This is a genomic window from Streptomyces sp. DH41 (assembly GCF_029813785.1).
Taxonomy (GTDB): Bacteria; Actinomycetota; Actinomycetes; order Streptomycetales; family Streptomycetaceae; genus Streptomyces.
The window spans coordinates 461,010-486,144 of the sequence record NZ_JARVKY010000002.1 but is presented as its reverse complement, the minus strand read 5'-3'; the positions used below and the strand labels follow the sequence as shown (position 1 = coordinate 486,144).

The following is a 25,135-nucleotide window of genomic DNA, read 5'->3' as shown; positions in this document are numbered from 1 at the left end:
GACCGCGACTCATCCGTCCAATGCATGGAATGGCCATAATCGTTCCCATGGTGCATCAGCAAAGCTCACAGGCCCGCCTGTCACCTTCCGGTGACACAGAAGACATCGTCGCGCTGCTCGCGCCCCGCCTCGCGCACTTCGCCGGCGTGGCCCGCACCGAGCACGTCACCCGGGCCGCCCAGGAGATGAACGTCCCCCAGTCGACGCTCTCCCGCGCCCTCGTCCGCCTCGAAGAGGACCTGGGCGTCGACCTGTTCGTGCGCCGCGGCCGCACCCTCGCGCTGACCGTCGCCGGACGTACCTTCCTGGGATCGGTCGAACGCGCCCTCGCCGAGGTGGAGCGCGCCGCCGACGAGGTCCGCGCGGACGCCGACCCGGCCACCGGCAAGGTCGCCTTCGGCTTCCTGCACACCATGGGCGCCGAGACCGTCCCCGGGCTGCTGCACGCCTTCCGCGCCGACCACCCCCGCGTCCGCTTCAGCCTCGTCCAGAACTACGGCGAGGCCATGCTGGAGCGCCTGCGCGCCGGCGAACTCGACCTCTGCCTGACCTCCCCGGTCCCGGACGCCCCCGACCTGGTCGCCCGCCGCCTCGACGAGCAGAAGCTGCGCCTGGTCGTGCCGGCCGACCACTCCCTGGCCGCGCGCAGGCGCATCCGCCTCGCCGAGGCCGCCGACGAGGCCTTCGTGACCCTGGAGCCCGGCTACGGCCTGCGGCGCATCACCGACGCCCTGTGCAAGGAGGCCGGTTTCCGGCCCAGGGTGGCCTTCGAGGGGGAGGAGGCGGAGACACTCCGCGGGCTGGTCGCGGCCGGCCTCGGCGTCGCCCTGCTGCCGCCGCCCGCCGTGCCCCGTCCCGGCGTGGTCGAACTGACGGTCACGGCCCCGCGCGCGGCCCGCGAGATCGGCGTGGCCTGGCTGGCGGGGCGTACGGACACGCCCCCGGTGGCGGCCTTCAAGAAGTTCCTGCTGTCGAGGCGGGGCCACCTGCTCCCGTCCTGACCCGGCCAGGCCGCCCGGACACCGCGCCGCGGTCGCTACCGCCGCCGCAACGACTTCCCGAACCCCACCGCCAACGGCATCCGCAGCCCCAGCGGCGGGGGAGCGGCCAGCGCGTCCTCCACCGGCCGCGAGAACGACTGCCCGAACAGCACACCCATCACGAAGTCCTGCGCCAGCGCGGCGACTTCCTCCCGGTAGTGCCGCAAGCCGTGGCCGTCGGAGTGGACTTCGAACCGGCACACGGCACGGTTCGTCTTCTTCGCCCGGGAGGCCAGCCGGAACGACAGCTCCGGATCGCTGCGTTCGTCGTTCGTGCCGTGCACGATCAGCACCTGCCGCCCGGCGAGCTGCTTCACCGGTTCGGGTGGTGCGGCCATGTCCTCGTCGGGCAGCCAAGGGGCGATCGCCAGTACCGAGTTGACGGCCTCGTGCCCGCCCGCGCGCAGCGCCGCACGCCCGCCCATGTCGGTGCCGACCAGGCAGACGGGGACGTCGCCGTAGCGCCGTACGGCCTCGTCGGCGGCCCACTCGGCGTCCCGGGCGAGGTGGGCCTCGGTGCCGTTCCAGCCGCGGTAGCGGTAGTGCACGACGTGCGCGGCCAGGCCCTCGTCCCGCCCCGCGCGCGTGAGCCGGCGCCCCAGCGTGCGGACGGACGCCGCCGCGAGCAGCGGAGACGGTCTGCGGCTGGAGACCTCGTCGCCACCGGGGAGCAGCAGCACCACACCGCTCACCGCCGTCCCCTCCGGACCGAGCGTTCGCCCCAGCCGGGCCCGACGGACCGGCGTCGCTTGCTGTGACATGGCAGAAGATTCTCAGAAGACGGGGGGTACGCCACCCGTCCCAGCGGTCACCGTTACATATCGGCGGGTCCGTACACGCCGGCCGCGCGCCGCGTGAACGCCCCGGAGTCCGCGCGTTCGCGGGTGTTCCCGCGCATTCACCCGGCGTTCTACGCGCGTAGGAGTTAGGGTGCGGAAATGACGAGCCAGAGCACCGCGCAGACCGCCGCGAAGACGGCCGATCAGACCTCCGCGCAGACCTCCGCGCAGACGGCCGCCCAGGCCGCCGCGAAGAACACCGCGAGGACTCCGACGCCGGATCAGATCCGCCAGGCGCCGAAGGTTCTGCTGCACGACCATCTCGACGGCGGGCTGCGTCCCGGCACGGTCGTCGAACTCGCCCGGGCGACCGGCTACTCCGGCCTCCCCGAGACCGACGCCGACCGGCTCGGCGCCTGGTTCCGGCAGGCCGCCGACTCCGGGTCGCTGGAGCGGTACCTGGAGACCTTCTCCCACACCGTCGGCGTCATGCAGACCCGTGACGCGCTGGTCCGGGTCGCCGCCGAGTGCGCCGAGGACCTCGCCGAGGACGGCGTCGTCTACGCCGAGGTGCGGTACGCCCCCGAGCAGCACCTGGAGGGCGGGCTCAGCCTCGAAGAGGTCGTCGAGGCCGTCAACGAGGGCTTCCGGGAGGGCGAGCGCCGGGCCCGGGGCAACGGCCACCGCATCCGGGTCGGCGCCCTGCTCACCGCCATGCGGCACGCCGCCCGCTCGCTGGAGATCGCCGAACTCGCCAACCGCTACCGCGATCTCGGAGTCGTCGGCTTCGACATCGCGGGCGCCGAGGCCGGGTACCCGCCCACCCGGCACCTGGACGCCTTCGAATACCTCAAGCGCGAGAACAACCACTTCACGATCCACGCCGGCGAGGCCTTCGGGCTGCCGTCCATCTGGCAGGCCCTGCAGTGGTGCGGCGCCGACCGGCTCGGGCACGGGGTGCGCATCATCGACGACATCAAGGTCCACGAGGACGGCACGGTCGAACTCGGGCGGCTCGCCTCGTACGTCCGGGACAAGCGCGTCCCGCTGGAGCTGTGCCCCAGTTCCAACCTGCAGACCGGGGCGGCGGACTCGTACGCCGAGCACCCCATCGGGCTGCTGCGACGGCTGCACTTCCGTGCCACCGTCAACACGGACAACCGGCTGATGTCCCACACCGGTATGAGCCGGGAATTCGAGCACCTTGTCGACGCGTTCGGTTACACGCTCGATGACATGCAGTGGTTCTCCGTCAATGCGATGAAATCAGCGTTCATTCCTTTCGATGAACGACTGGCCATGATCAATGACGTGATCAAGCCCGGATATGCCGAGTTGAAATCCGAATGGCTGTTCCAGCAAACCGCTTCGACCAGCGGTTCTTCGGAGAGTGAGAGCTGAGTGTGAGGCGACGGTAATACGGAAATGCGGATGGGCTTTCACAATCCGTCCGCATTTCAATGTTTGCCGCGAGGGGTGCCGCGTGTTTACGTTCAAGGACCGCTCACATCCCCGTCATCCCATTTCGAGGACGCATTTCATGAAGCAGTCTGCAGTCAAGACCCTCGGTGTCGCCGCCCTCGGTGCCGCCTTCGCCGCCGTCGGCGCGGGCGCGGCCACCGCGGCGCCGGAACTCCCGGACGCCACCCAGGCCGTGGACTCCGTCGCCCGGACCCTCCCCATGGAGACCGTCTCCGAGGTGGCGCCCCTCGCGGGCAACACGCTGTCGCAGGCCGGCGACATCTCCGGCAAGGGTCTGACCGCCGCGCCGCCGCTCGCCGAGCAGGTGGTCGCCGAGCAGCTCTCCGATGCTCCGGTCGCCGGCCTGCTCGGTGGCCTGCCGGCCCAGGGCCTGGGCTTGAACGGCATCCCGCTCGGCGGCTGAGCCCGCTTCTCCCCACGCGCGCCGACGGGGCGCACCCGGCGACACCGGGTGCGCCCCGTCGGCGTACCAGAGGGGAGGCGGGGCGGGGAGGCGGGTCACAGGGACCCGCAGGGGCCCGTCACCAGGCCGTACGGGCGGCCTTCTCCTCGGACGGCAGCAGGAGCCACAGGGCGAGGTAGAGCAGGAACTGCGGGCCGGGCAGCAGGCAGGAGACCACGAAGATCGTCCGCATCGTGGTGGTGGAGGTGCCGAAGCGCCGGGCCAGCGCGGCGCACACTCCGCCGATCATGCGGCCGTGGGTGGGGCGGGCGAGGCGGGACATCGCGGCTCCTTCGTGAGCGTGTGGACGGGGCTGCCGTGCGGCTTCCCCTTCATCTGCCCTCCACGCTACGGAGACGAACGGAACAAAGCGTCGCTCTACGGGGCGATACCGACCCTGGGAATCGTCGGGGTCCGACCCTGAGTGAGCTCCTCCTGAGGTGCGGCCTCCCCCTCGCCCTGCTCGGACCTGCGACGGAGCCGGGCCCGGCCCGCGGGGACGAGGGCCAGGTGAGCCAGGGCCACGCCTGCCGTGTTCAGCAGGAGCGAGTCGACGTCGACGACCTGGCCGGGCACTCCGGTCTGCAGCAGCTCGATGCCCAGCGACAGCAGGGCGCCCGCGGCCATGGTGCGCAGCAGGGAGGCCAGCGGCGAGACGGTCAGTCGGCCGCCCGCCATCGGCAGCAGGACCCCCAGCGGCGCCAGCAGCGCGAGCGACCCTCCGAGGGCACGTGCCGCCGCGGGCCAGCCGAGCGCCAGATCGGCGCGGATCCCGTCGAACGGGTGCAGGTTGGGCGGCAGCACCCAGGGGACGTCGAGTGGCCGCAGCGTGTACCAGGCGACGAACGCGAGATGTGCGACCAGGAGAACACTTCCGGTCGCACGGATGCGGAGCGCGGCGCTGCCGCCGAAATACCCATGACGCTGCACGTCCCCCTAGACGCGGGCGCCGCCGCACTCGGTTCCGGCCTCTCCCTCGCGAGGGTGAGGCTTGCGCCACATGGCCCACGCGGACCTCGGCGCCCGCGCCCGTCAGCCCCGCGCCGCCGACCGACCGCCGACCGTCAGCCGGCGGCGGCCGGCCGTCAGCCGTCAGCCGTCCGTGACCTCGCTGGACGGAGGTTCGTTGCTGCCCGGCCGGGCGCGGACCTCGTCCGTGCAGACGTAGCGGCGCGCGGGCCGGTCGGCCGGGCCGGCCAGCACGACGGAGTCGTCGCCGTCGCCCTCGGTCGCGGCCGAGTCGGAGAAGGTGCAGACGACCTGGGCGAGGGCGTACGAGGTGAGGTCGCCGGGCTCGACGCCGAGGCGCAGCGTGTCCTCGGGATCGCCGGAACGCGGCCCCGCCACGGTGATCCCGCGGCCGACGTCCGTGGTGTACCCGGCCTCGTTCTCCGCGGCCGACGGCGGTGCCGTGAGCTGGTCGAGGAGCCCCTCGGCCACCAGCACCCGCCGCTCGGAGTCCGCCCCGCCGTCCGGGACCCGTACCGTCCGGTCCACGGCCGCCAGCGACGAGCCGCACAGCAGGAACACCCGGACCGGCACGCCTGGCGCGGCCCGCGTCGACACGTCGGGCTCGGCCGGCGAGCAGCGCACCCGTGAGGGCGCGGGACCGTAGTCCGTGGGCACCTCCGTGGCGCGGATGCCACACCCGGCGAGCAGCGCGGCCAGCACTACGAGCCCGGGGAGTGCCGGCAGGCGGCGTACGGTCATCAGACCTGTCCCTTCGCGTCCTTGCCCGTACTCTCGTCACCCGAGTCACCCGAGTCACCCGAGCCGGCCCTGGCGCTCCCAGTGCCCCCGGCGTCCCCGGCGTCCTCGGAGTCCTCGTCCGCCGGCGGGTCCTGCGGCAGCCGCAGCGTGAACACCGCACCCCCCTCGGGGCAGTTCTCGGCGGTGATCCCACCGCCGTGGATGTGCGCGTTCTCCAGGGCGATGGACAGGCCGAGTCCGCTGCCCTCGGAACGCGGCCGGGACGCGCTCGCCTTGTAGAAGCGGTCGAAGACGTGCGGCAGGACGTCCTCGGGGATTCCGGGCCCGTGGTCCCGCACCCGGATGACCACCTCGTCGTCCGCCCGCGCCACCGACACCCGCACCGGCGACCCGCCGTGCTTGAGCGCGTTGCCGATCAGGTTGGCGAGGATGACGTCCAGGCGGCGTGGATCGATACGGGCGTGGATGCCGCGCTCGGCGTCGAGGTCGACGGCGTCCAGCCAGGCGCGGGCGTCGATGCAGGCGGTGATCTGGTCGGCGACGTCGACGTCGTCCAGGACCAGCCGGGCGGTGCCCGCGTCGAAGCGGGTGACCTCCATCAGGTTCTCCACGAGGTCGTTCAGCCGCCGCGTCTCGCTGACCACCAGCCGCACGGCGGGCTCGACCATCGGGTCGAAACTCCCGCCCTCGAACTCCAGCTCCTCCTCCAGCACCTCCGTGACGGCGGTGATCGCCGTCAGCGGGGTACGCAGCTCATGGCTCATGTCCGCCACGAAACGCCGCGAGGCCTGCTCCCGGCCGGCCATGTCCGCGACCCGCTTCTCCAGCGCCTCGGCGGCGCTGTTGAACGTGCGGGAGAGATCCGCCAGTTCGTCGGTGCCGGACACGCGCAGCCGGGTGTCGAGCTTCCCCTCGCCGAGGCGGCGCGCCGCGACCCCGAGCCGGTGCACCGGCTTCAGCACGGTCGTCGCCAGCGCCTGCGCGAGCAGTGCGGAGCCGAGCAGGGCGAGTGCGGTGGCGATCCCCAGCGACCAGGCGAGCGAGTTCAGGTCCTTGGCCTCCGGTTCCAGCGACTTGAGCATGTAGCCGGTCGGCCCGCCGCCGATCACCTTGGTGCCGGCCACGAGCCGCGGGGTGTCGCCCTCGGTGATCCGCTGCCAGTACAGGTGGTACGGGTGCTTGTTGGTCTTGGTGACCTTCTGTTCCTTGTTCACCGCCGTGCGGAGCGACTCGGGCACGTCGGACAGCGAGAAGCCGTCCAGGCCGCCGGAACTGCCGTACACGGTCTCGCCGTCGGTGTTCTCGGCGACCAGCAGCACGCTGAACCGCTGGCCGCTGCCCGCCATCTGCCCCGCGGTGTGCTGCAACTCGTCCTGGGTCGGGTGCTCGGGCAGCGCGCCCGCCCGGTTCTGCATCTCCTGCTCGAAGCCGCGCAGCACGGCGTCCTGGGTGCGGGTGAGCACCGCCTCCCGGTTCAGCCAGTAGGCGATGCCGGACGCGGACACGGCGGCGGTGAGCGCGACAAGACTGAAGACGAGGACCAGCCGCAGGCGCAGGCTGGTGAAGCGCAGCCAGGACCAGACTCCCTTGCGAGCCACGGCCCAGCCGCGTGAACCCCCCTGGTGTTCCTGTGTCACTGAGGCGGGTCCAGCCGGTAGCCGACACCCCGCACGGTACGGATCAGGGTCGGGGACGACGGCACGTCCTCGATCTTGGCGCGCAGCCGCTGCACGCAGGCGTCCACCAGCCGGGAGTCGCCGAGGTAGTCGTGCTCCCACACCAGCCGCAGCAACTGCTGCCGGGACAGCGCCTGCCCCGGCCGCCGGCTCAGTTCGAGGAGCAGCCGCAGCTCGGTCGGCGTGAGCTGGAGGTCCTCGCCGTTCTTCGTGACGGTCATCGCCGAACGGTCGATGACCAGGCTGCCGAAGCTCGCCGAGTCGGTCGACTCCCGTTCCCCGCGCCGCAGCACGGCCCGGATCCGGGCGTCCAGCACCCGGCCCTGGACGGGTTTGACGACATAGTCGTCGGCGCCCGACTCGAGACCGACGACCACGTCGATGTCGTCATTGCGCGCGGTCAGCAGGATGATCGGCAACTGGTCGGTGCGCCGGACGCGACGGCACACCTCGAAACCGTCGATGCCGGGCAGCATCACGTCCAGCACGATCAGGTCCGGCCGCTGCTCACGCAACAGCTTCAGACCGTCCTCACCGCTCGCAGCGGTGGCCACCCGGTGGCCCTGGCGGGTCAGGGAGAGCTCCAGGGCCGTACGGATGGCGTCGTCGTCCTCGATCAGCAACAGGGAAGGCACGGGCTCATTCTGGCCCATGGAGGGGGTGCGGATCGACCGGTGGGTCCGGTTGGGGTCCCGCCACGCCGCCGGACTCTGTGAAGGAACGGTGGTACAGCCGTGACGGACCCCTGTGACAGGTCTGTGACAGTCGGCGGACACGGCCATGAAGTCACCGGGGCAAGCTTTTCGTCACAGGCAACACAGCAAGTCGCGACACAGCAGGCAGAACACCGGAAGTCCACGGACGGGGGCGCGAGATGAACACGCTGAAGGGCACCAGCACCAGCGCAGTGGTCACGCGTCTGCACGACGTGCACGCACACCGGGGTTCCGAGAAGTCCGGTGCTGTGAGCGGGCGGGGGTGCGCTCGCGGCACCGGACGACAGCACACCGCCTACATGGCGGTGGTCGACACGCGTCAGGGGGAGACGCACGGGGGGTCGACGCACGGGGGACCGACGTACGGGGAGGACCCGGGGGAGCGCCGTTCGCTGTCGGAGGCGGAGTTCACCGCCTACGTCCAGGAGCGCCGCGCCTCCCTGTACGCCACCGCCTACCACCTCACCGGTGACCGCTTCGAGGCCGAGGACCTGCTGCAGAGCGCGCTGTTCTCGACGTACCGGGCGTGGGACCGGATCAGTGACAAGGCGGCGGTCGGCGGATACCTCCGCCGCACCATGACGAACCTGCACATCAGCGCCTGGCGGCGCCGCAAGCTCAACGAGTACCCGACCGAGGAACTGCCGGAGACGGCGGGCGACACGGACGCGATGCGCGGCACCGAGCTGCGCACGGTCCTGTGGCAGGCGCTGGCCCGGCTCCCCGAGCTCCAGCGCACCATGCTGGTCCTGCGCTACTACGAGGGCCGCACGGACCCGGAGATCGCGGACATCCTCGACATCAGTGTCGGCACGGTGAAGTCCAGCATCTGGCGGTCGCTCCGCCGGCTGCGCGAGGACGAGGTCCTCAGCTTCGGCCGTGACCGGGAGGACGCCTTCGGCGAGTTGGTCGCCTGAAGGTTGGGGGGAACCGGGGGTCCGGGGGGACCCGCGGAAAAAAGTACGAGCCAGGGTGTATCAGGGGGAGGATCCCGGGCTCTTACTCACGGGGAAGCACCACGGGGGACCCGGGGGGAGTACGGGGGACACGGGGGAACAACCCGGGGGGACACGGGGGAAGCACGGGGGAGCACAAGGAGAGCGGGACTGGAGGGCCGGGGGGTCCGTCCAGTCCCGCTTCTCTGTGTGTACGAGTACGGGTGTACGAGTACGGGTGTACGAGTACCGCCCCAGGACGTAGGCCCGCTACACGGCCGTACGCGCCGTCGCGCACCGTCCCGCGGCGGCGGCGGCCAGCCGGCCCATCGCCTCGTCCCGGTCGCAGGCATGGGCGCCCAGGGCCGTCTGCCGGGCGATGACCGTCCGCTCCTGCCGCATCAGCCGCCAGCCGCGGCGCAGCAGGAACGGCACGGACTTCCGGCCCTCCCGCAGATCCCGCAGGAAGCGGCGTCGGAAGGTCGTCAGCGGGCCCCGGCTCAGGCACAGCGTGTCGGCCAGGACGCCCAGTTCCCGGCAGCGTGCCACGAGTTCGGCGGCGAAGACGCCCTCCGCGAGGAACAGCGGGGTCCGTCCGATGTCGGCCGTCTCCTCGCCGGTGCGGGCGCTGAGCGCGAGGTCGTAGACGGGCACCCGCGTACGGCCCGTGCGGCACAGCTCCGAGATGGCGGCGACGGCGGCGTCCGCGTCCCACGAGCCGGGATGGTCCCAGTCGATGTCGGAGCTCTCGGACACCAGCGGCAGCGTCGGGTCGGTGCCCTCCTTGTAGAAGTCGTCGAGCCGCAGCACCGGAAGGCCGGAGTGGGCGGCGAGGAGGGACTTGCCGGAGCCGGAGGGGCCGCAGAGCAGCACGACTCGCGTCGGTATGGGCGGATGGGAGCTCACGGGACACCAGTCTGAGGCATCGAACGGCCGCCGTACGACCCCGCGGGTCGACTTTGAAGCAGGCATCACATCTCAACTACGCTGCGCGCGGTCCTGATTACTCTCCGCGGTACTCCCCGAGTACTCCGAAGCACGAGGTGGCTCACCGATGGCCCGACACGCGTCCCCCTCCCGCACCTCCCGCGCCCCGGCTGTCCGGCGCGCCCTGGCCGTCCTCGCGACCGCTGGGGCGGCCCTGGGCGCGGGCGCGGTCACGGCCTGCGCTGCGGAGGGCGGCGAGACGGGCACCGGCCCGGCGAGAACCGGTGCCGCCCTGCTGGGCGACATGGATCCGCAGGCGGGCCTGCGGACGGTGACCGGCACGGTCGGGTATGTCACCGGCCCGGTCGCCGACCTCAAGCCCAACCCGCTGGCCGGTACCGGCGTCGACCCGCTGGACAACGGCGTCGGTACGCAGGTGGCCGACTTCCAGCCGCTGACCTCTACGGCGCTGACGGGCCCCGTTGCCCAGGCCCAGTCCCTCGGTAGCATCCCGGTACTGGGCCAGGCGACGGAACTGGTGCGCTGACGGAGTGTGTACGCGTCGGGCCGCAACTCCGTGAGGGAGGTCGCGGCCCCTCGGCGGTGCGGGTGGTTCAGGCGGTTCGGCCGAGGTGGGTGACCAGGATGCGGATGACGTCATCGTCGATGGCATACAGAACCCGGTAGTCGCCGATGCGCAGGCGCCGGAGATCCGCTGATCCGTACGGAACCGAGCCAGTGGGGCGCGGGTCCTCCGCCAATTTGTCGATGGTGTCCAGCACCAGAGCGAGGCCGCTCGGGTCGTCTGACAGGAAGCGAGCGGCGGCGTTCAGGGCCTGCGGCTCGAAGGTGATCTCGTAGGTCACTTCTGTTCGAGCCCCAGCCGCCTGCGCACCTCGGACATGGGGATGCCCTCTCCGAGGGTTCCTTCTGCCTTGCGCCGCTGATAGTCCGCCACCGCCAGCGCGTCCTCCAGATCCTCTATCACCTGGGGTGACACGAGAAGGGCGGCGACGTGCCCGTGATCAGTGAGGGCGATGGTCTCGCGGCCGTGCGCGGCGCGGCGCACGAGATCACCGAGCTGGGAGCGGGCGGCGCTGATGGCGATCTCGGTCATGCCACAAGATTACGCAAGAGAAATTTTGTGGTCAATTCTGAGATGATGTCGAGATGTGATGCAGTCATGCCTGGTGAACGAGTGACGGCTGCCCTGAGAATCTGACTGCTCGTTCCGTGAGAACGTCCGGAACACTTCCACAGCCCGTATCCCGGATCGGAGTTACAACGAGTCGCCCTTGAGGCCGTTGGTGCACGGAACCCAGGCCTGGGCGGTGAGCGTCAGGACGGGGCCGTCGGTGTTCTTGCTGTCGCGGACGGGGATGGTGCCCGGGGGAGTCATCGCTTTGCAGAGCCAACCTGGACGCGCCAGCGTGGCACGCAGGGGACCTCGCCGATCCCGCCAGTTCTACCGGCACCGTCCCCATCGCGTTCGAGGAGTGTGAGATCGCCCGACTGCTGTTGCTGATGGCAGCCAGCCCGCCCGGCCGAGCAGATACTCCACGGCCCGCCCTGGCCGTGATGGCGACGCTGTCACCAAGCCGTCGCCCGGGCCTGTCACCGGCGGCGCACCAGACACCCACGGTACGAGCACCACCCATTCTCTCTCCCCCCGAACTACAGCGAAACCGTCAATTTCCAACGGAAGGGATTTGGGGCGGAGAGCTTGTTCCGCGAAGGGGCAGGGAACGGGCCGGCGTCCCGGTGTAGCCTCGCTCGACATCCGCAAGACCTGCGGGAGTCGTCGGTGGTGAAAGAGGGGGATGCGTGCCCTACCCGGTCCAGGCGCGGAGGCTGGCCAAGAAGCTGACCGAGCGGTACCGCCCGCTGAAGATCGCGGAGGACGTGGCGGGTCACCCCACCGAGAAGCAGATGTTCCTCAGTCGAGCGGTGGCTGCCCTCTCCCTGCAGTACGTGGTGGGCATGAGCGCCGAGGACGCGGCGGGCGCCATCACCGACGGCAGCGGGGACGAGGGGTTCGACGCCGTCGCGGTCACGGGCCGGGAAATCTTCGTCGTCCAGGCCAAATGGAGCGAGAAGGGGACCGCGGGGTTCAAGAATGCCGACGTCGCCGCTGTTGTGGACGGGTTGCGCTTCCTCTTCAACCGGGAATTCGACCAGTTCGGTCCGAAGATGGCCCCGCACGTCGACGCCTTGACCCGAGCTCTGAGGACACCACAGCCACGCGTGACTCTCGTTCTCGCGCTCGTCAACGGCGACGTCGGAAAAGAGCTGCACGACAACACCCGGAGTCGGTTGGAGCAGCAGATACAGGCCTTGCACCCGCGTGATCCGGGCCTCGTCGAGGTGAAGATCGTCAACCTCCTCGACATGTACCACTTCGTCCTCGAGAAGCCCCAGCGGAAGGTGAACCTCGTCTTCGACCTGGACAGTCCGGGCAGGCAGGAGAAGCCCTTCCCTCTCTACTACGGCACCGTCCCCGCCGCCACAGTGGCCGCCTGGTACGCCGACGGAAACCGCGATCTCCTCACCGACCGCAATGTCCGTGACGCGCTTGAGGACACGGAGGTGAACTCCGGGATCCGCAACTCGCTGATCAAGTACCCGGGTCAGTTTCTCTATCTGAACAGTGGTATCACCCTGGTCTGCGACAGGCTTGACGGCAACGGCGTGGATCCTCCTGCCAAGTGGGCGCCCGTGGGGCTGCGCCTGGAGGGCGCGAGCGTCATCAACGGTGCCCAGACCGGCGACGCGATTCGTGCCGCGGCGGAGTCCCACCCCGACATGGTCGCTCAGGCCCGGGTACAGGTCCGGATCATTTCTCTGGAGAACTGCCCAGAGAATTTCGGCGACGCGATCACGATCGCGGCCAACACGCAGAACCCCATCGAGGCCCGGGATTTCAGGGCGCTGGAGCAGGAGCAGGTCGACCTGCAGGAAGACTTCCAGCTGTCACTCGGCCTCACCTACTCCCGCAAGCGGGGCGAGGGCGAGCCTAAACCGGACGAGGGCTGCGTGATGGAGGAGGCCGCGTTCGCCCTCGCCGCCGTACATCCGGACCCGGTCTGCGCGGCGGCGGCCAGACAGGATCCGGCGTGGCTGTGGGAGAAGATCAACTACCAGCAGGTATTCGGCCCTCTGCCGACTGCCCACCGGGTCTGGCGCTGTGTCGGCCTCCTCCGCGCGGTGCGTGCTGCGCTACAAGACGTCGACCCGGGCAGGAAGACTCGTGCGCGGCAACTGGCGGAGTCCGGCGACCTCCTTCTCACCCACGTCCTCTTCCGTGTCCTGGAGACCGACGACCTCGACGTCGAGGAGGCAGGGCCGGCCTGGTGGGAGCGCCTGGCCTCAGTGCCGTCGTTGGTGTGGCGGTCGGTGCCGCTCCTGCTCGATGTTCTCTACGGCGCGTACGGAACGAGGGTTCGTCTCGCCAAAGCCGTCGCATCGGCGGAGCGAGCGCCGGAGATCGCCGAGAGGCTTTACGAGCTTTTGCGAGCGACCGGCTCATCCGTACAGGAGATCCCGGCGGACGCCGGTGAGGCAACGGGCCCGCCCGAGGCCGGCTGGGCCAGTGTCGTGCTCACGGCATCTTCGAAGACTCCGGGCGACGTGGGGGCCACGACGCCACCGGCGGTCGGTGCGCGCAGCGCCCGCGCTGTCACGGTCATTGTCGAGCAGGGACTCATCAGAGAAGGAACGCGGCTGGAGCTGCGCCCCGACACCGAAGCGGACCACAAGAACCTGCCCCGCTGGATCCAGGAGGATCCGAGACGAGGAGTCGCGCACTGGCAGAACAGTAAGAGCGCCCCTCTCGTCTGGGCGGCCGACGGCCAGGCGTACTCCCCCTCCCGGCTGGTCCGCCGCATCCGTGGCGAGGCGATGGGCAATGACCAGCAGGTGCAGGGGACGAAATACTGGGTCACGCCGGAAGGGCGCTCGCTGACCAAGATCGCGGAGGAAGGTGCTGCGGTGGGCAGCGGCGACGAAGCCTGACGGCATGACCCGCAGCGGGGAAGAAGCGGTTCCGTGCTGGCCTAGTCTTGGGTGGTGCCGTCCGTCGACGGCGGGCGGTGTGCCGTGCGGCAAGAGGGAACAGAGGGGCACTCATCACGATGGCTGAGGAACAGCTGGGCTTCGACCTGCCGGAGGAGGGCCCGCACAAGCCGGAGACGCCCGGGAAGCCTGGCAAGGAGGGCACCGGCGAGGCTCCTGCCGGGCCGCGCAAGCTCGCGGACGACGAGGTCTTCGATTACATCACCGGCGACAAGGTGGTGAAGCTCACCGAGGCCGAGAAGGTGCGGCAGCACATCGCCCGCTCCCTCGTCCACCAGTACGGCATCGACCCGGACGACATGGAGGCCGACTTCTCCATCCCGGTGATCAACGACGCCGGGCGCAAGACCCGGCGCCGCGCGAGCATCGCGATCTTCGAACACGGCAAGGATCACGAGCTGGAGAACCTCCGCCGGGTCGTCGTCACCAAGCCCCGACCCAAGGACAGCCGCACCGTTTCCAAGATCCGTACCTACGCCCATGCCAAGGCGCAGATCGACGAGGTCGGCCAGCTCATGCAGGCCGCGCCCGACTGCCGCTACGGGATGTGGACGGACGACAAGGACCTGTACTTCGTCCGTAAGGACGACGATTCGTCCCTGTTCGAGACTAAGTACCGTCCGCTGCTGAACTGGCCGCGCGGCGATGCGACCAGCTTCGACGCCCAGGGCGACGCCTCCTCCCTCGCGATCATGCGGCGGGCGGACGAGCGGATGCTGCGGTTCGCCTTCCGCCGCTGCCACAACTACATCCACGGCAACGAGGGCCTGCCCAAGGACGCGGCGTTCTGGCAGTTCCTGTACGTGCTGTTCGCCAAGCTCCACGACGAGCGGCTGGTGCGCGAGGGCGCCAAGGAGCCGCGCTTCCGCATCGACAGTGACGACCTCGCCGCCGCCGCCGAGGAGGAGGCGGGCAGCGCTGAGGTCGCCCAGCGGATAAGGGAGCTGTTCGAAGAGGTCAAGGAGTTCTACGCCCCCCAGCAGCTGTTCGACGAGTACGACCGCCTGACCCTGACCGACGGCGCCCTCACCTTCATCACCAAGCAGCTCGCCACCTACCGCATGCACGACACGTCCCTGGATGCCCTCGGCACCGCCTACCAGGAACTCGTCGGCGACAACCTGCGTGGCGACCGCGGCCAGTACTTCACCCCGTCCGGCGCGGTCCGCCTCATGGTCGAGATGCTCAACCCCCAGGAGGGTCAGACCGTCCTCGACCCGTGCTGCGGCACCGGCGGCTTCCTCAGGGAAACCCTGCTGCACATCCTGCACACCTGGATGCCGGAGGACGAGCAGGACCTGTCCGTCCAGGAGAAGGCCCGGCAGGAGACCAGGAAGCGGAAGCGGCTCGGCGAGTACGCCCAGGCCTGTGTCTTCGGCACCGACTTCGACCCCTTCCTGACCCGCGCCGCCGCGTTCGGCGTGATGATGCTCACCGACGTCGCGGGCAACACCTTCCAGGTCGACTCCCTCGGCTTTCCCCGGATGGGCAACCTGCGGGGCATGCAGCGCGCCCTGCGGCACCTCGACCGCATCGCACCCGGCGAGGTCGACATTCTGCTCACCAACCCGCCCTTCGGTTCCGACATCCCCGTGACCGGCCCGGTCCTCGAACTGTTCCGCACGGATGAGGGCGGCTTCGAGAAGGAACGGAGTATCGCCTACAGCTGGTCCCGCGGCGAGGACGGCACCCTGGTGAAGGGCAAGCCGGCCGTCTCCGTGGCGCCCGAGCGGCTCTTCGTCCAGAAGGCCGTCGAATGGGTCAAGCCGGGCGGCCGTATCGGCATCGTGCTCCCCAATGGCATCCTGTCCAACCCCGGCCCCGACGACGAGGCGGTGCGCAAGTACATCCTCGACGAGTGCTGGGTGATGGCCAGTGTCGAACTTCCCGTCGAGATCTTCGTCGTGGGGGCCGGCGTCAACATCCTCACCACCCTTCTCTTCCTCCAGAAGAAGACGCAAGAAGAGAAGGACGAGGAGCAGCTGCACGGCCCCCTGGATCACCCAGTGTTCATGGCCGTCGCCGAGAAGGTCGGTCACGACCGGCGCGGCAACGACCTGTTCGTCCGGGATGCCAAGGGTGACTACGTCATCAAGGAGTACGAGGAGACGGACGAGATCGTCGTCAAGAACGTAGCGATCGAACGTTCCATCAAGCGGCGCACCCGCATTCTCGACGACGACCTGATGTCTGAGCGCGACCGACCCAAGTACCACGACCGGCCGAGCGTCGTCCGTGAGTACCGGAAGTTCATCAAGGAGTACGGCGACCAGCTCCCCTGGAAGCGGCCGGAGGACGACGCGTGAAGATCGCCGAGCGGGGCAACCCGGCCATGCGGAGCTGGCTCGACCGGCAGGGGTTGCGGTTGGTGGCCAAGCCGTACCTGTCGGGGGCCTTCGCCACCCAGCAGTTGCTGGAACGGCTCACGGTGGAGAAAGCGCCGCTGCGGGATCTTACGGCGGGCTACGGCGGGGGCATCAACAGCGGCCCGCTGTTCCGGCGAGTCTATGTCACCGCCCCCGAGCACAGTGTTCCCTTTGTGGGCAGTAAAGACATGCTGGTTGCCGACCTGAGCTCGTTGCCCCGGCTGAAGAAGGCCGACGCGGAGTCGTCCAGCCTGCATTACCTGGAACTTCAGCCCGGAATGACGATGATCTCGCGCTCGGGATTCAATGCCGGCAGGCGTGCGTATGTGCGGCCCGACATGGGTGGCTTCTGGTCCTCGGAAGACGTCATCAAGGTCACTCCCGACCAGAACAAGATCAAGGCGGGGTACCTGTACACATTCCTGTGGAGCCGCTTCGGGGAAGTATTGGTCAGGGGCGGCGTATATGGGTCCGCCATTAGGCATATCGCACCGGATCACATCGAGGAGATCCGCGTACCGCGCTTCGGTGAGGCGGTGGAGAAGGAGATCCACGAACTCATGGAAGAGGCCGCCTCGCTGCGGGCGGCGTTCCAGAGCGGCGTGAACCGGGCGACACGGGACCTGTTCGAGACCGCGGGGCTCGCGGACCTGCTCGACCTGCGATGGCACGAGCAGGGGCGGGACCTCGGATTCCCGCAGCGTGGGGTGGATGCGACGACGTTGCGGGCGCTGAACTTCCAGCCACGGGCGCAGAAGATATTGCGGCGGCTGGGGGAGGTCGAGCATGTGACATTGGGGGAGGTTTGCAAGGGCGGTCAGATGAGTCGTGGCCTACGCTTTCCGCGCGTCGACGGCGAGCCGGGGGACACCTACAGCTACCGACTGGTGGGCCAGCGTCAGGCGTTCTGGCTCCGTCCGGAAGGGCGATGGATCAGCAAGGCGCACACCTCGAAGGAGGTGTTGGCGGAGGACGAGACGGTTTTGATCGCCGCCCGTGGAACGCTGGGAGAAAATGAGGTCTATGGCAGGTCGATCCTCGTAACAGGTGCATGGAGCGGTCACGCCTACTCCGAGGACTTCTTGCGGCTGCGCTCCGGCCTCTCAGGCTTTTCAGGCGCCTACTTGAGTGCCTTGCTTCGGTCTGAACCCATGTTTCGAGTGCTTCGTTCCTGCTCAACAGGCGGAAAGCAGCAGGACATTCATCTCGATCTATGTGCTGGGATCCCGGTACCGACCCTGACTGAAAAAGATCGCGAACGCGTCGCAGGAACCGTCCGCCAGGCCTACAGTCAGCGTGATGAGGCCGATCGCAGGGAAGACCAGGCCCTCACGCGGTTGGAAGAGGTTGTGGCTCAGCACGCGGGTGGAACCAGCTAAGCGGAGGCCGCGTTTCGTCGGGCTGTGGCCGGGCCTTGCCACGGCCCGTTTCTGCCCCTACTTTGTCGAAGTGCGCTTGAAGCTTCCAACGAACTGTGTCCAGGCTAGGCGCGGGATCATCAGGACAGGCCCCTCCGCGTCCTTGCTGTCCCGGACAGGCACAGCGGCAGGAACACCGTCGGCGACCTCAAGGCAGTTGCCCCCGTCCACGTTGCTGTAGCTCGACTTGCGCCACCGTATAGGGTTCAGTCCGTTTGCTGCTCGCATGGGTTGAAGCCTTCCGTTGCTGCTTCGATCATCGCGGCGGACTCCCGCGGCGACAGGGCGTTGGCCCTGAGTAGATCGTAAGCCCGACGCCGCTTCATGGCCTCGGCCGGATCCTCGATGAGCTGGCCGGAGTAATTGCTCTCCACGTAGGCAACCGCCGTGGTATTCGGCAAGGTTAGGAGCGTAAGGGTGCTGTCGAGTAGTGCGTGTTCCCCATGCGCATAAGGGACAACCTGCACTTCAATGCGTGGTGACTCGGCGAACGACAGCAGAGCGCGGAGCTGTTCGCGTGTAGTTGCCGGACCTCCAATGGGGCGCCGTAGAACCCCCTCCTCCAGGAGAGCCCACAAGCGAGGCCCATCGCCCTCCCCCAACCGCCCCTGCCTCCCCACCCGAAGCCCCACCTTCCGCTCGATCTCCTCACCCGAGGCCTCCGGGTCCCCCACCCGTAGCAGCGCACGCGCGTACGCCGGTGTCTGGAGCAGTCCCGGTACCAGGTGGCCGGCGTATTCGTGGATGTCGGTGGCCTGGTCGGCGAGTTCCATGAAGCGGCGGTAGCGGTCTGGGTAGCGCTCCCGCTGGATGATGCTCCACAGGCCCTCGAACAGCCCGCCCGTGCCGAACGCGGCGTCGAGCTTGGACGAGAGCGGGGGCAGCGGCAGGCGCTCGGCCGTCTCGACGCCGTGGAGCTGGGTCTTGCTGTAGTTCACGATGTCGGACAGTCGGTCCAGGGACACCTCGGTGAGCTGTCGCTGGCGGCGCAGTTCCGTGCCGTAGAGCTCCCGTGCCGAATGGGCCGGGTCGAGTCTCTGGGTCTCGGAGGCCATGTGCATCCCCTGTTGACGTGCTGTTCCGCATCCCCGGGTGGGATGCCGTCACCCTGTTCACGGTAGTCGCGGACGGTGACGCTGTAGGTGCGAACAGTGAAATCCCGGAGCTGCCCCGACGCACCTCCCGCACCTGGAGGCACCACATGGCCCCCCACACACCGCCGACCCCGCCCCCGCTGCCGCGCCGCAGGCCCTGCCGTACCGCCGCCGCGGCCCAGGCGCACGAGGCTGCCGTACGTGCCGCGCGAGAAGAGCGGGCCCCGCGGCGGCTGCCCGTCGGGCAGCTCGCGTACGACACCCGGCGGGAGCGGCGGGGTGTCGTCATGGATCACCTCGACGGGCTCGTCTGGCTGCGCCCGGAAGGCGGCGGCGCCGAGTGGACCGCACGGCCGGACGAGGTCGAGCCGGCCGCCTCGGTACTCGGGGGCGAGCTGCCGGAGGGCATCCTGCGGGCACGGGTCGCCGTGGCGAACTCCCGCAGCCGGCGGGAGCTGCTGTGACCGCAAGTGCACCCCCGGCAACGGGTGTTGCATCTGCGCCGCACGGGTTGTCAGTGGCTGGGCATAGAGTGGTCGATGACTCGAAGTGTGCAGGTGCGGACAGGGGGTTGCGGCCGGTGGCGCGGATGATTCCGGTGGGTGAGCCGGTCAACGATGCCGAGCGGATGGTGCTGCGGCATCTGCGGGACCACGCCCCCGAAGGCTGGACGGTGGTGTCCAACTTCGAGCTGTCGTACGGGCGCGGCCGGCAGGTCTTCGAGGTGGACCTGGCCATCCTCACCGAGCATGTGTGCCTGCTCGCCGACACCAAGGGGGCGCACGGCCGGATCGAGGTGCGCGGGGCCCGCTGGTATCTGAGCCGGGGATCGTATTTCCCGTCTCCGGTGCGCAAGTCCCGGGAGCACGCCAAGGTACTGGGGCGGCTGCTGCGGCGGTCCCGGTCCGGTGCGGCGCTGTCGGTGTGGTGCGATCCGCTGGTCGTCCTGCCGTTCGACGACGCGGTGCTGCGGGACCCGGCAGGTCTGGACGAGCCGCAGACGGTGCGACTGCGGGACCTCGTTCCGTTCCTCACGCAGTACCGTCCGGCGGCCGGCCACCCGGTGCCGGACATCGCCGGCCGGCACGACGACATCGTGCGGGTACTGCTCGCCGAGGCCCGGACCCCCGCCGGACCCCGGACGTTCGGGCGGTACAAGGTCGAGGAGACCCTGGCGGAGACCGACCCCTCGGCACCGGCGGCCCCCTACGACCCGTACGAGAACGTGTCGGTGTACCGGGTGCGCAGGCAGGGCCAGGCAGGCGCCGGCACCTATCTGCTCCAGGTGCACGGCGTCGATCCGCTGCTGCCGGAGGCCGAGCTGGAAGCGGCGTTCGCCCGGATCAGCACGCCGATGCAGGCGCTTGGCAGGCTCAAGGCGAGCGAGCACATCGTGGCCTGTGTGGATGACTTCCCCGTGGACGACCAGGCGGGCTACGCGGTCGTGCTGGAGGACGTACGGGCCGACGCGCTGAGGGTGCGGTTGACGGACGAGTCGTCTCCCCTCGGCGCGGACGCCCGGCAGCGGGTGATGTCCGGCGTGCTCGCCGGGCTCGCGCACGCCCACGCCAAGGGGGTGGTGCACCGGGGGCTCACCCCCGACGCGGTCCTCGTCGACCGTGACGGGAACGCCATGCTGACCGGATTCGACCTGGCCTACCCCGGGCAGCCGCGCGGCTCGCAGCTCACGGTGCGGCAGACGGCGCTGGCACGGCACGACGCGGCCTACCTGGCGCCGGAGGTGGCGGGGGACGCGGACGCGTTCTCACCCGCCTCGGACATGTACGCGGCGGGTGCGCTCTTCCACGAGCTGTACACCGGAGAGCCACCCGACCCGGAGGGGGACACCGGGGCGGCCACGGCGGCGCTCGGGGCGGTCCCCGGAATCGACGCCGATGTCGGGTCTCTCGTCGCGGCGCTGCTCGCCCCCGACCCGCAACAGCGTCCGGAGGCCCGTGACGCGCTGGAACTGCTGGCGCGGCACCGCCCGGCGCCGGGCGGGCGGCGCGGCGCCCCGGCCGAGTGGGAGGACGACGGCTCCTTCGACTGGCACAACCCGCGCAACTACGCCGACCTGCCCCACGGGTTCCGGCTCACCGAGAAGTTCCGCGTGCGGGCCAAACTCGGACAGGGACAGTTCGGCGTCGTCTACCGGGTCTACAACGTCCTCGACGACGAGGACGAAGTACTCAAGATCCTCACCGGCGGCGGCCTGGAGGTGGAGGAGCGGCTCAAGAAGGAGTACCGGGCGCTCCGACGTCTCCCGCCGCACCCCAACCTGGTGCGGCTCATCGACGCCGAATGGCTGCCCAAGGGCGGATTCCCGTACCTGCGCATGGAGTTCGCGGAAGGGCGGGACCTCCAGGCCGTCATCGACCGCGGTGGTGAACGGCCCCTGGGCCCGGCCGACGTGCTCCGACTGCTGGAGGACTGCCTGAGGGGCCTCGGTCATCTGCACGGACACGGCGTCTACCACTGCGACATCAAACCCAGCAACCTCCTGTGGACGCCCGACGGCACCCGGCTGCTCGACTTCAACGCGGCGGTCTCCACCGGCTCCACCCTCACCCCCACCCTCGCCTCGCCCAAGTTCATCGCCCCCGGGGCCCTCGGCCGGGGACGGCCCAGGGCGGAGGACCTCACCGACCTCGACCTGTACGCGGCCGGACTCTCCGCCTACGTGGCGCTCACCGGTGCCTACCCGTGGCGGGGCCGGGAGAGTCCACCGCGTGACGAGGAAGCCCCCGACCCCCGGGACATCGCGGGCTTCGCCGACCTCGGCGCCGGCTTCGCCAGCGTACTGCGCCGCGCGATCTCGCCCCGCCGGTCCGAACGCTTCCCCGACGCGGAGGCGTTCCGCACCGCGCTGCGCGAAGCCGGGGAGGTACGCCGGACACCCCCGGGCCACGCCACCGGGGACGAGACGCGGGCCGCACCGCGAGGAGCCGGAGCCGCCCCTACTCAGCCGGCCGAACCCGGACGCAACCCGTTCGTGACCCATCTGCAGACCCTCTACAGCCAGAACGCGCGGACCAACGCCGGCACGCGCGGCCTGGACCCCACCGGCTTCCCGCTCTACGTCGAGACCGCCCTCGACACCCGGCTGACCCCGGCCGTGCTGCGGGGCGAACACCGCCTGGTGGTCATCACCGGCAACGCCGGCGACGGCAAGACCGCCTTCCTCCAGCATCTCGCCACCACCGCGGCCAAGAAGGGCGCGGACTTCGCCGCCCACCGCGCCAACGGCGACGAATTCACCTACCGCGGCCGCCTGTTCCTCACCAACCACGACGGCAGCCAGGACGAGGACGGAACGGACAACGAGACCGTGCTGGAGGCGTTCCTCGCCCCCTACCAGGGCGAGTCCGCCGACACCTGGACCGATCACGAAACCCGGCTGCTCGCCATCAACGAAGGACGGCTGGCCGACTTCCTGAGCCGGCACGAGAAGCACTATCCGCTGCTCGCCGACACTCTTCGCGAGGGTCTCGTCAGCGGGCAGGAGGCCCACGGCATCGCCGTCGTCAACCTCAACGCGCGCGATGTCTTCGCCGATCCCCACGGCACCGGCTCCATCATGCGGCGCATGGTCGAGACCATGACCGACCCGCGGCACTGGGAGGCCTGCGGCTCCTGCCCCCTCGCCACCCGCTGCTACGCCCTGCACAACGCCCGGACCTTCGCCCACCCCACCGCCGGCCCCCAGGTCCGCGAACGCCTCACCGTCCTGCACCGCATGGCCCAGCTGCGCGGACGGCTCCACATCACCCTGCGCGACCTGCGCTCCGCTCTCGCCCACACCCTCACCTCGGGACGGGACTGCGACCAGATCCACGCCCTCTACGCCGGTGGCGCCGATACCGCCCAGCAGAGACTCGACAGCTTCTACTTCACCAGCTGGGCCGGAATCCACACGGACGGTGACCAAGAGCACGACCGGTTCCTCACCCAGCTCCGTGATCTCGACATGGCAGGGGTCCCCGACCCGCAACTGGATCGCAGACTCGACTACACAGGGCCCTCCGGCGGCCACAGCCTGATCTCGGTAGACCAGCGCGGCGATCACGACGGGGAACTCCTGCGCGAACAGTTCGCCGCCCTGCCCCGCACCCCCGACCCGGGCGGTCACCAGCGCGACGCCCACCGGGCCTACCTCGCCGCCTCCCGGCGCCGCTTCTACTTCGAGAGCCTGGACGACACCCGCTGGACCACCATGGTCAGCTACCGCTCCGGAGGCCGCTTCCTCGGCCTCCTGGACGGCACGCTCCCCGCGGTTGGGGAACTGGCCCGGCTCATCGAGGCGATCAGCCGCGGCGAAGGGATGCAGCACCCCTTCGGCCCGGACGGCGAACCCGACCTCGCCCTCCAGGTCAGGGCGGTGCGCGGCGCCACCGTCCGCAGCCACCGCCTCTTCCCCGCCGGACGGTTCACCCTCGAAGTGCGCACCCCCGCTGCCTCTGGGTACGTGGAGAGCAGCCCCCGGGAACTCGTCATGAGCCACCGGCCCGACGGCGACGGCCCGCAACATGCCCGGCTCGTCGTCCGCCTTGACCTGTACGAGCTGCTCGACCGGCTCCACCACGGCCACCGGTCCGGCGTCGAGGACCAGCAGGGGCAGAACCTGGCTCTCGCCGTCTTCAAGAACGCCCTGTCCGCAGCGTCCTGCCAGGAGGTGCTGCTCAGCGCCCCCGGCAGCCCGCCGTACCGACTTACCCGGCAACCCGGCGCAACCCTGCAGCTCGCCCCGGCACGAGGAACGGAGCACTGATGGCACTGCGCCGCCGCGACAGCGAGCTGAAACACCCCGGCGTCTCCCACCTGGAGTACAAACGGGTCGAGATGGACCGGGTCCTCACCGGATTCCTGATGCGGGTCAACCACAACGGCCTGCCCAGCAAGATGGTGCAGCGCAAGGAGCTCTCCGTCGACGCCTTCGTCAAGGAGTTCACCAAGGAACAGCACGCCGCGAAGTTCCCCGGTTTCGCCGAGCACAGCGACATCGCCCGCCGGTGGATCGAGACGCAGTTGCTCGACATGGTCAACCGCGGCCGGCCCAGCCAGGCCGTGGCCGGACTGCGCCCGCTGCACGGACTCACCTACAAATTCCGTAACTACTACCACTCGCGTGCCTACGGCGCGGACGCCCAGCTCTACCAGATGCTGCGCCACGCGCGAGGCGGCCAGGGCCAGGCAGCCCTCGAACAACTGCGGCGATTCTTCTTCACCGGACTCGGCTCCGCCTCCCGCGGCCGACCCGACGAGTCGGCGGACCCCCGTATCGACGTCGAGACCCAGGCCGTACTGCACCTCAACAGCCAGGTCACCCAGGACGCGGCGCAGCAAGTGCGCGGCTGGTACGACGTCCCGCCCCTGTGCGTCGGCCAGGCAGACCTGCTCGCCGATGACGTCCTGCGCCTGATGTCCCTGAAGGACCTGCTGCCGCGCGTCACCCTCGTCGAATACCTAAAGATCCTCTGCGCGCTGCACCTTGCCCTCGGCCAGCTGAAGGCGATGAAGCTGCTGCCGCACGCCGTGGCCCGCGGCGGTGCGGACCCGGCCTGCGGCCCCGACAACTGCCCCGCCGCGGCGGCGGCGGCCGATCCGCTCGCGGGCTGCCCGTTCCGCGCCGGACTCTTCGTCGACGCGGCCGGCATCCCCGGGAGTCAGGCAGCCGCCCTCGCCGAACAGAGCGCGGCCGCGTGGCACCGGCGCATCCCGGACTTCGTCCGCGCCGGATACGTGGTACGCAAACTCGACGACTTCGCCGATCAACTCGTCTCACGGGGCGAGGCCACCCGGCCCTCCCGGGGCCGTGCCACCGTCGGCGAACTCTTGCGCTTCGGCTCGGACGCCTACCGGGAGCACCGAGAACGGTTCTTCGAGGCCCGCCTGGAGAGCATCCTCGTCGATACACGGAAGGAGGAGCAGCCCGAAGAGGTCCGGCCGCTGCTGGAGGCCTCCATGGGACTCGGAGCCTTCGAGCAGTACATCGAACTGCTCATGGCCTACCGCGGTCGCTACCACCACAAGTACCTCATCGAGACGATCGACTCCCTGCTGCTGAAGAACCGGCCGGGCGCGCTGATCGCACAGCCCCACCGCGGCCGTCGGCGCTTCGTTCTCGACAGCGCGCTGCTCGAAGTACTCGTCCAGGTGGCGCTGCTGCGCCCCAACCCGCGGGGCACCCGCTCGCGGTTCACCCACCACACCGTCTCCCTGCGACTCGATGAATTCACCGACCTTCTGCGCACCCGCTACGGCCTGCACATCGACCGGCTCCCGGCCGGTGACGGCTTCGCCGTCCCCGGACCGGAGGAGGAGGCCGCGCTCCGGGCGAACACCGAGGCGTTCACCACGAAACTGCGGGAGACCGGCTTCTACGACGACCTGTCCGACGCGTACGTCACCCAAGTGATCACACCCCGCTTCGTGATCGCACAGGACGGCACGGTCACAGCGGGCAGCGGAAGGTAGCGGAG

At 69.8% G+C, this 25,135-nt stretch carries 23 protein-coding genes; 11 read left to right on the top strand and 12 right to left on the bottom strand.

Annotation, left to right across the window (positions count from 1 at the left end):
- Positions 1 to 47 precede the first annotated feature (47 nt).
- Positions 48 to 1,001 carry a LysR family transcriptional regulator gene (locus tag QC283_RS05405; protein ID WP_279560185.1) on the top strand — a complete coding sequence of 318 codons (954 nt, stop codon included), beginning with the start codon at positions 48 to 50 and terminating at the stop codon, positions 999 to 1,001.
- A 35-nt stretch (positions 1,002 to 1,036) separates the two neighbouring features.
- Here QC283_RS05405 and QC283_RS05400 read toward each other — a convergent pair whose 3' ends face one another.
- Positions 1,037 to 1,801 (bottom strand): alpha/beta hydrolase, encoded by a 765-nt coding sequence (locus tag QC283_RS05400; protein WP_279560184.1) that lies wholly within the window; start codon positions 1,799 to 1,801, stop codon positions 1,037 to 1,039.
- Positions 1,802 to 1,978: 177 nt separating this feature from the next.
- Here QC283_RS05400 and QC283_RS05395 point away from each other — a divergent pair, with 177 nt between their 5' ends.
- Positions 1,979 to 3,220: an adenosine deaminase gene (locus QC283_RS05395; protein WP_279560183.1), complete on the top strand. Its 1,242-nt coding sequence runs from the start codon at positions 1,979 to 1,981 to the stop codon at positions 3,218 to 3,220.
- A gap of 139 nt (positions 3,221 to 3,359) precedes the next feature.
- A complete protein-coding gene (locus QC283_RS05390; protein WP_279560182.1) occupies positions 3,360 to 3,704 on the top strand; it encodes an ATP-binding protein in 345 nt (114 codons plus the stop codon).
- A 118-nt stretch (positions 3,705 to 3,822) separates the two neighbouring features.
- Here QC283_RS05390 and QC283_RS05385 read toward each other — a convergent pair whose 3' ends face one another.
- The 5 genes from QC283_RS05385 to afsQ1 all read right to left on the bottom strand — a co-directional run bounded on the left by QC283_RS05385 (position 3,823) and on the right by afsQ1 (position 7,764).
- Positions 3,823 to 4,026, bottom strand: a complete 204-nt coding sequence (locus QC283_RS05385; protein ID WP_279560181.1) for a PspC domain-containing protein — start codon at positions 4,024 to 4,026, stop codon at positions 3,823 to 3,825.
- A 95-nt stretch (positions 4,027 to 4,121) separates the two neighbouring features.
- Positions 4,122 to 4,673, bottom strand: a complete 552-nt coding sequence (locus QC283_RS05380) for a VanZ family protein (protein WP_279560180.1) — start codon at positions 4,671 to 4,673, stop codon at positions 4,122 to 4,124.
- A gap of 162 nt (positions 4,674 to 4,835) precedes the next feature.
- Positions 4,836 to 5,453: a hypothetical protein gene (locus QC283_RS05375; protein ID WP_279560179.1), complete on the bottom strand. Its 618-nt coding sequence runs from the start codon at positions 5,451 to 5,453 to the stop codon at positions 4,836 to 4,838.
- The gene (locus tag QC283_RS05370) at positions 5,453 to 7,090 is read right to left on the bottom strand and encodes a HAMP domain-containing sensor histidine kinase (protein ID WP_279560178.1); all 1,638 of its coding nucleotides are present in this window, start codon (positions 7,088 to 7,090) and stop codon (positions 5,453 to 5,455) included. The genes QC283_RS05375 and QC283_RS05370 overlap by 1 nt, the downstream gene beginning before the upstream one ends.
- A complete protein-coding gene (gene afsQ1, locus QC283_RS05365) occupies positions 7,087 to 7,764 on the bottom strand; it encodes a two-component system response regulator AfsQ1 (protein ID WP_279560177.1) in 678 nt (225 codons plus the stop codon). Before afsQ1 ends, QC283_RS05370 begins: the two co-directional genes overlap by 4 nt.
- A 239-nt stretch (positions 7,765 to 8,003) precedes the next feature.
- Between afsQ1 and QC283_RS05360 the strand changes: the two genes are divergently transcribed.
- Positions 8,004 to 8,762 carry a SigE family RNA polymerase sigma factor gene (locus QC283_RS05360; RefSeq protein ID WP_279560176.1) on the top strand — a complete coding sequence of 253 codons (759 nt, stop codon included), beginning with the start codon at positions 8,004 to 8,006 and terminating at the stop codon, positions 8,760 to 8,762.
- 288 nt (positions 8,763 to 9,050) lie between these two features.
- Here QC283_RS05360 and QC283_RS05355 read toward each other — a convergent pair whose 3' ends face one another.
- A complete protein-coding gene (locus tag QC283_RS05355) occupies positions 9,051 to 9,653 on the bottom strand; it encodes a uridine kinase (RefSeq protein ID WP_279560395.1) in 603 nt (200 codons plus the stop codon).
- Positions 9,654 to 9,834: 181 nt separating this feature from the next.
- Here QC283_RS05355 and QC283_RS05350 point away from each other — a divergent pair, with 181 nt between their 5' ends.
- The gene (locus tag QC283_RS05350) at positions 9,835 to 10,254 is read left to right on the top strand and encodes a hypothetical protein (RefSeq protein WP_279560175.1); all 420 of its coding nucleotides are present in this window, start codon (positions 9,835 to 9,837) and stop codon (positions 10,252 to 10,254) included.
- Between the two features lie 67 nt (positions 10,255 to 10,321).
- On the opposite strand, the gene QC283_RS05345 is transcribed toward QC283_RS05350, so the two are convergent.
- The 3 genes from QC283_RS05345 to QC283_RS05335 all read right to left on the bottom strand — a co-directional run bounded on the left by QC283_RS05345 (position 10,322) and on the right by QC283_RS05335 (position 11,106).
- Positions 10,322 to 10,573, bottom strand: a complete 252-nt coding sequence (locus QC283_RS05345) for a type II toxin-antitoxin system RelE family toxin (protein WP_279560174.1) — start codon at positions 10,571 to 10,573, stop codon at positions 10,322 to 10,324.
- On the bottom strand, positions 10,570 to 10,824 hold the full coding sequence (locus tag QC283_RS05340; protein ID WP_279560173.1) for a type II toxin-antitoxin system Phd/YefM family antitoxin: 255 nt from the start codon (positions 10,822 to 10,824) through the stop codon (positions 10,570 to 10,572). The genes QC283_RS05345 and QC283_RS05340 overlap by 4 nt, the downstream gene beginning before the upstream one ends.
- Positions 10,825 to 10,986: 162 nt before the next feature.
- Positions 10,987 to 11,106 carry a DUF397 domain-containing protein gene (locus tag QC283_RS05335; protein WP_279560172.1) on the bottom strand — a complete coding sequence of 40 codons (120 nt, stop codon included), beginning with the start codon at positions 11,104 to 11,106 and terminating at the stop codon, positions 10,987 to 10,989.
- Between the two features lie 425 nt (positions 11,107 to 11,531).
- Here QC283_RS05335 and QC283_RS05330 point away from each other — a divergent pair, with 425 nt between their 5' ends.
- From QC283_RS05330 to mads5, 3 genes are all read left to right on the top strand, one after another.
- Positions 11,532 to 13,718 (top strand): AIPR family protein, encoded by a 2,187-nt coding sequence (locus QC283_RS05330; protein ID WP_279560171.1) that lies wholly within the window; start codon positions 11,532 to 11,534, stop codon positions 13,716 to 13,718.
- A 119-nt stretch (positions 13,719 to 13,837) separates the two neighbouring features.
- Entirely contained in the window at positions 13,838 to 16,084 is a 2,247-nt protein-coding gene (gene mads2, locus QC283_RS05325; RefSeq protein ID WP_279560170.1) for a methylation-associated defense system DNA methyltransferase MAD2, read from the top strand.
- Positions 16,081 to 17,523, top strand: a complete 1,443-nt coding sequence (mads5, locus tag QC283_RS05320; protein ID WP_279560169.1) for a methylation-associated defense system restriction endonuclease subunit S MAD5 — start codon at positions 16,081 to 16,083, stop codon at positions 17,521 to 17,523. Before mads2 ends, mads5 begins: the two co-directional genes overlap by 4 nt.
- A gap of 57 nt (positions 17,524 to 17,580) precedes the next feature.
- On the opposite strand, the gene QC283_RS05315 is transcribed toward mads5, so the two are convergent.
- Both QC283_RS05315 and QC283_RS05310 read right to left on the bottom strand, forming a co-directional pair.
- Positions 17,581 to 17,790, bottom strand: coding sequence for a DUF397 domain-containing protein (locus QC283_RS05315; protein WP_279560168.1), 210 nt, complete (start codon positions 17,788 to 17,790; stop codon positions 17,581 to 17,583).
- Complete coding sequence (locus tag QC283_RS05310; protein ID WP_279560167.1) at positions 17,769 to 18,617, bottom strand: DUF5753 domain-containing protein; 849 nt, start codon at positions 18,615 to 18,617, stop codon at positions 17,769 to 17,771. Before QC283_RS05310 ends, QC283_RS05315 begins: the two co-directional genes overlap by 22 nt.
- 146 nt (positions 18,618 to 18,763) lie before the next feature.
- On the opposite strand from QC283_RS05310, the gene QC283_RS05305 reads away from it, so the two are divergent.
- From QC283_RS05305 to mads7, 3 genes are all read left to right on the top strand, one after another.
- Positions 18,764 to 19,120 carry a hypothetical protein gene (locus QC283_RS05305; protein WP_279560166.1) on the top strand — a complete coding sequence of 119 codons (357 nt, stop codon included), beginning with the start codon at positions 18,764 to 18,766 and terminating at the stop codon, positions 19,118 to 19,120.
- A 125-nt stretch (positions 19,121 to 19,245) separates the two neighbouring features.
- Complete coding sequence (gene mads6, locus QC283_RS05300; protein WP_443032541.1) at positions 19,246 to 23,424, top strand: methylation-associated defense system protein kinase MAD6; 4,179 nt, start codon at positions 19,246 to 19,248, stop codon at positions 23,422 to 23,424.
- The gene (mads7, locus tag QC283_RS05295; RefSeq protein WP_279560164.1) at positions 23,424 to 25,130 is read left to right on the top strand and encodes a methylation-associated defense system protein MAD7; all 1,707 of its coding nucleotides are present in this window, start codon (positions 23,424 to 23,426) and stop codon (positions 25,128 to 25,130) included. The genes mads6 and mads7 overlap by 1 nt, the downstream gene beginning before the upstream one ends.
- Positions 25,131 to 25,135 lie beyond the last annotated feature (5 nt).

Bases quoted from the DNA above. Each gene is read 5' to 3' on its own strand.
- QC283_RS05395 (WP_279560183.1), top strand. From the start codon at position 1,979: ATGACGAGCCAGAGCACCGCGCAGACCGCCGCGAAGACGGCCGATCAG.
- QC283_RS05305 (WP_279560166.1), top strand. From the start codon at position 18,764: ATGGCCCCCCACACACCGCCGACCCCGCCCCCGCTGCCGCGCCGCAGG.
- QC283_RS05310 (WP_279560167.1), bottom strand. From the start codon at position 18,617: ATGGCCTCCGAGACCCAGAGACTCGACCCGGCCCATTCGGCACGGGAG.
- QC283_RS05340 (WP_279560173.1), bottom strand. From the start codon at position 10,824: ATGACCGAGATCGCCATCAGCGCCGCCCGCTCCCAGCTCGGTGATCTC.
- QC283_RS05385 (WP_279560181.1), bottom strand. From the start codon at position 4,026: ATGTCCCGCCTCGCCCGCCCCACCCACGGCCGCATGATCGGCGGAGTG.
- QC283_RS05400 (WP_279560184.1), bottom strand. From the start codon at position 1,801: ATGTCACAGCAAGCGACGCCGGTCCGTCGGGCCCGGCTGGGGCGAACG.
- QC283_RS05360 (WP_279560176.1), top strand. From the start codon at position 8,004: ATGAACACGCTGAAGGGCACCAGCACCAGCGCAGTGGTCACGCGTCTG.
- mads6 (WP_443032541.1), top strand. From the start codon at position 19,246: ATGATTCCGGTGGGTGAGCCGGTCAACGATGCCGAGCGGATGGTGCTG.
- QC283_RS05315 (WP_279560168.1), bottom strand. From the start codon at position 17,790: ATGCGAGCAGCAAACGGACTGAACCCTATACGGTGGCGCAAGTCGAGC.
- QC283_RS05375 (WP_279560179.1), bottom strand. From the start codon at position 5,453: ATGACCGTACGCCGCCTGCCGGCACTCCCCGGGCTCGTAGTGCTGGCC.
- mads2 (WP_279560170.1), top strand. From the start codon at position 13,838: ATGGCTGAGGAACAGCTGGGCTTCGACCTGCCGGAGGAGGGCCCGCAC.
- QC283_RS05405 (WP_279560185.1), top strand. From the start codon at position 48: ATGGTGCATCAGCAAAGCTCACAGGCCCGCCTGTCACCTTCCGGTGAC.
- QC283_RS05390 (WP_279560182.1), top strand. From the start codon at position 3,360: ATGAAGCAGTCTGCAGTCAAGACCCTCGGTGTCGCCGCCCTCGGTGCC.
- QC283_RS05350 (WP_279560175.1), top strand. From the start codon at position 9,835: ATGGCCCGACACGCGTCCCCCTCCCGCACCTCCCGCGCCCCGGCTGTC.
- QC283_RS05335 (WP_279560172.1), bottom strand. From the start codon at position 11,106: ATGACTCCCCCGGGCACCATCCCCGTCCGCGACAGCAAGAACACCGAC.
- mads7 (WP_279560164.1), top strand. From the start codon at position 23,424: ATGGCACTGCGCCGCCGCGACAGCGAGCTGAAACACCCCGGCGTCTCC.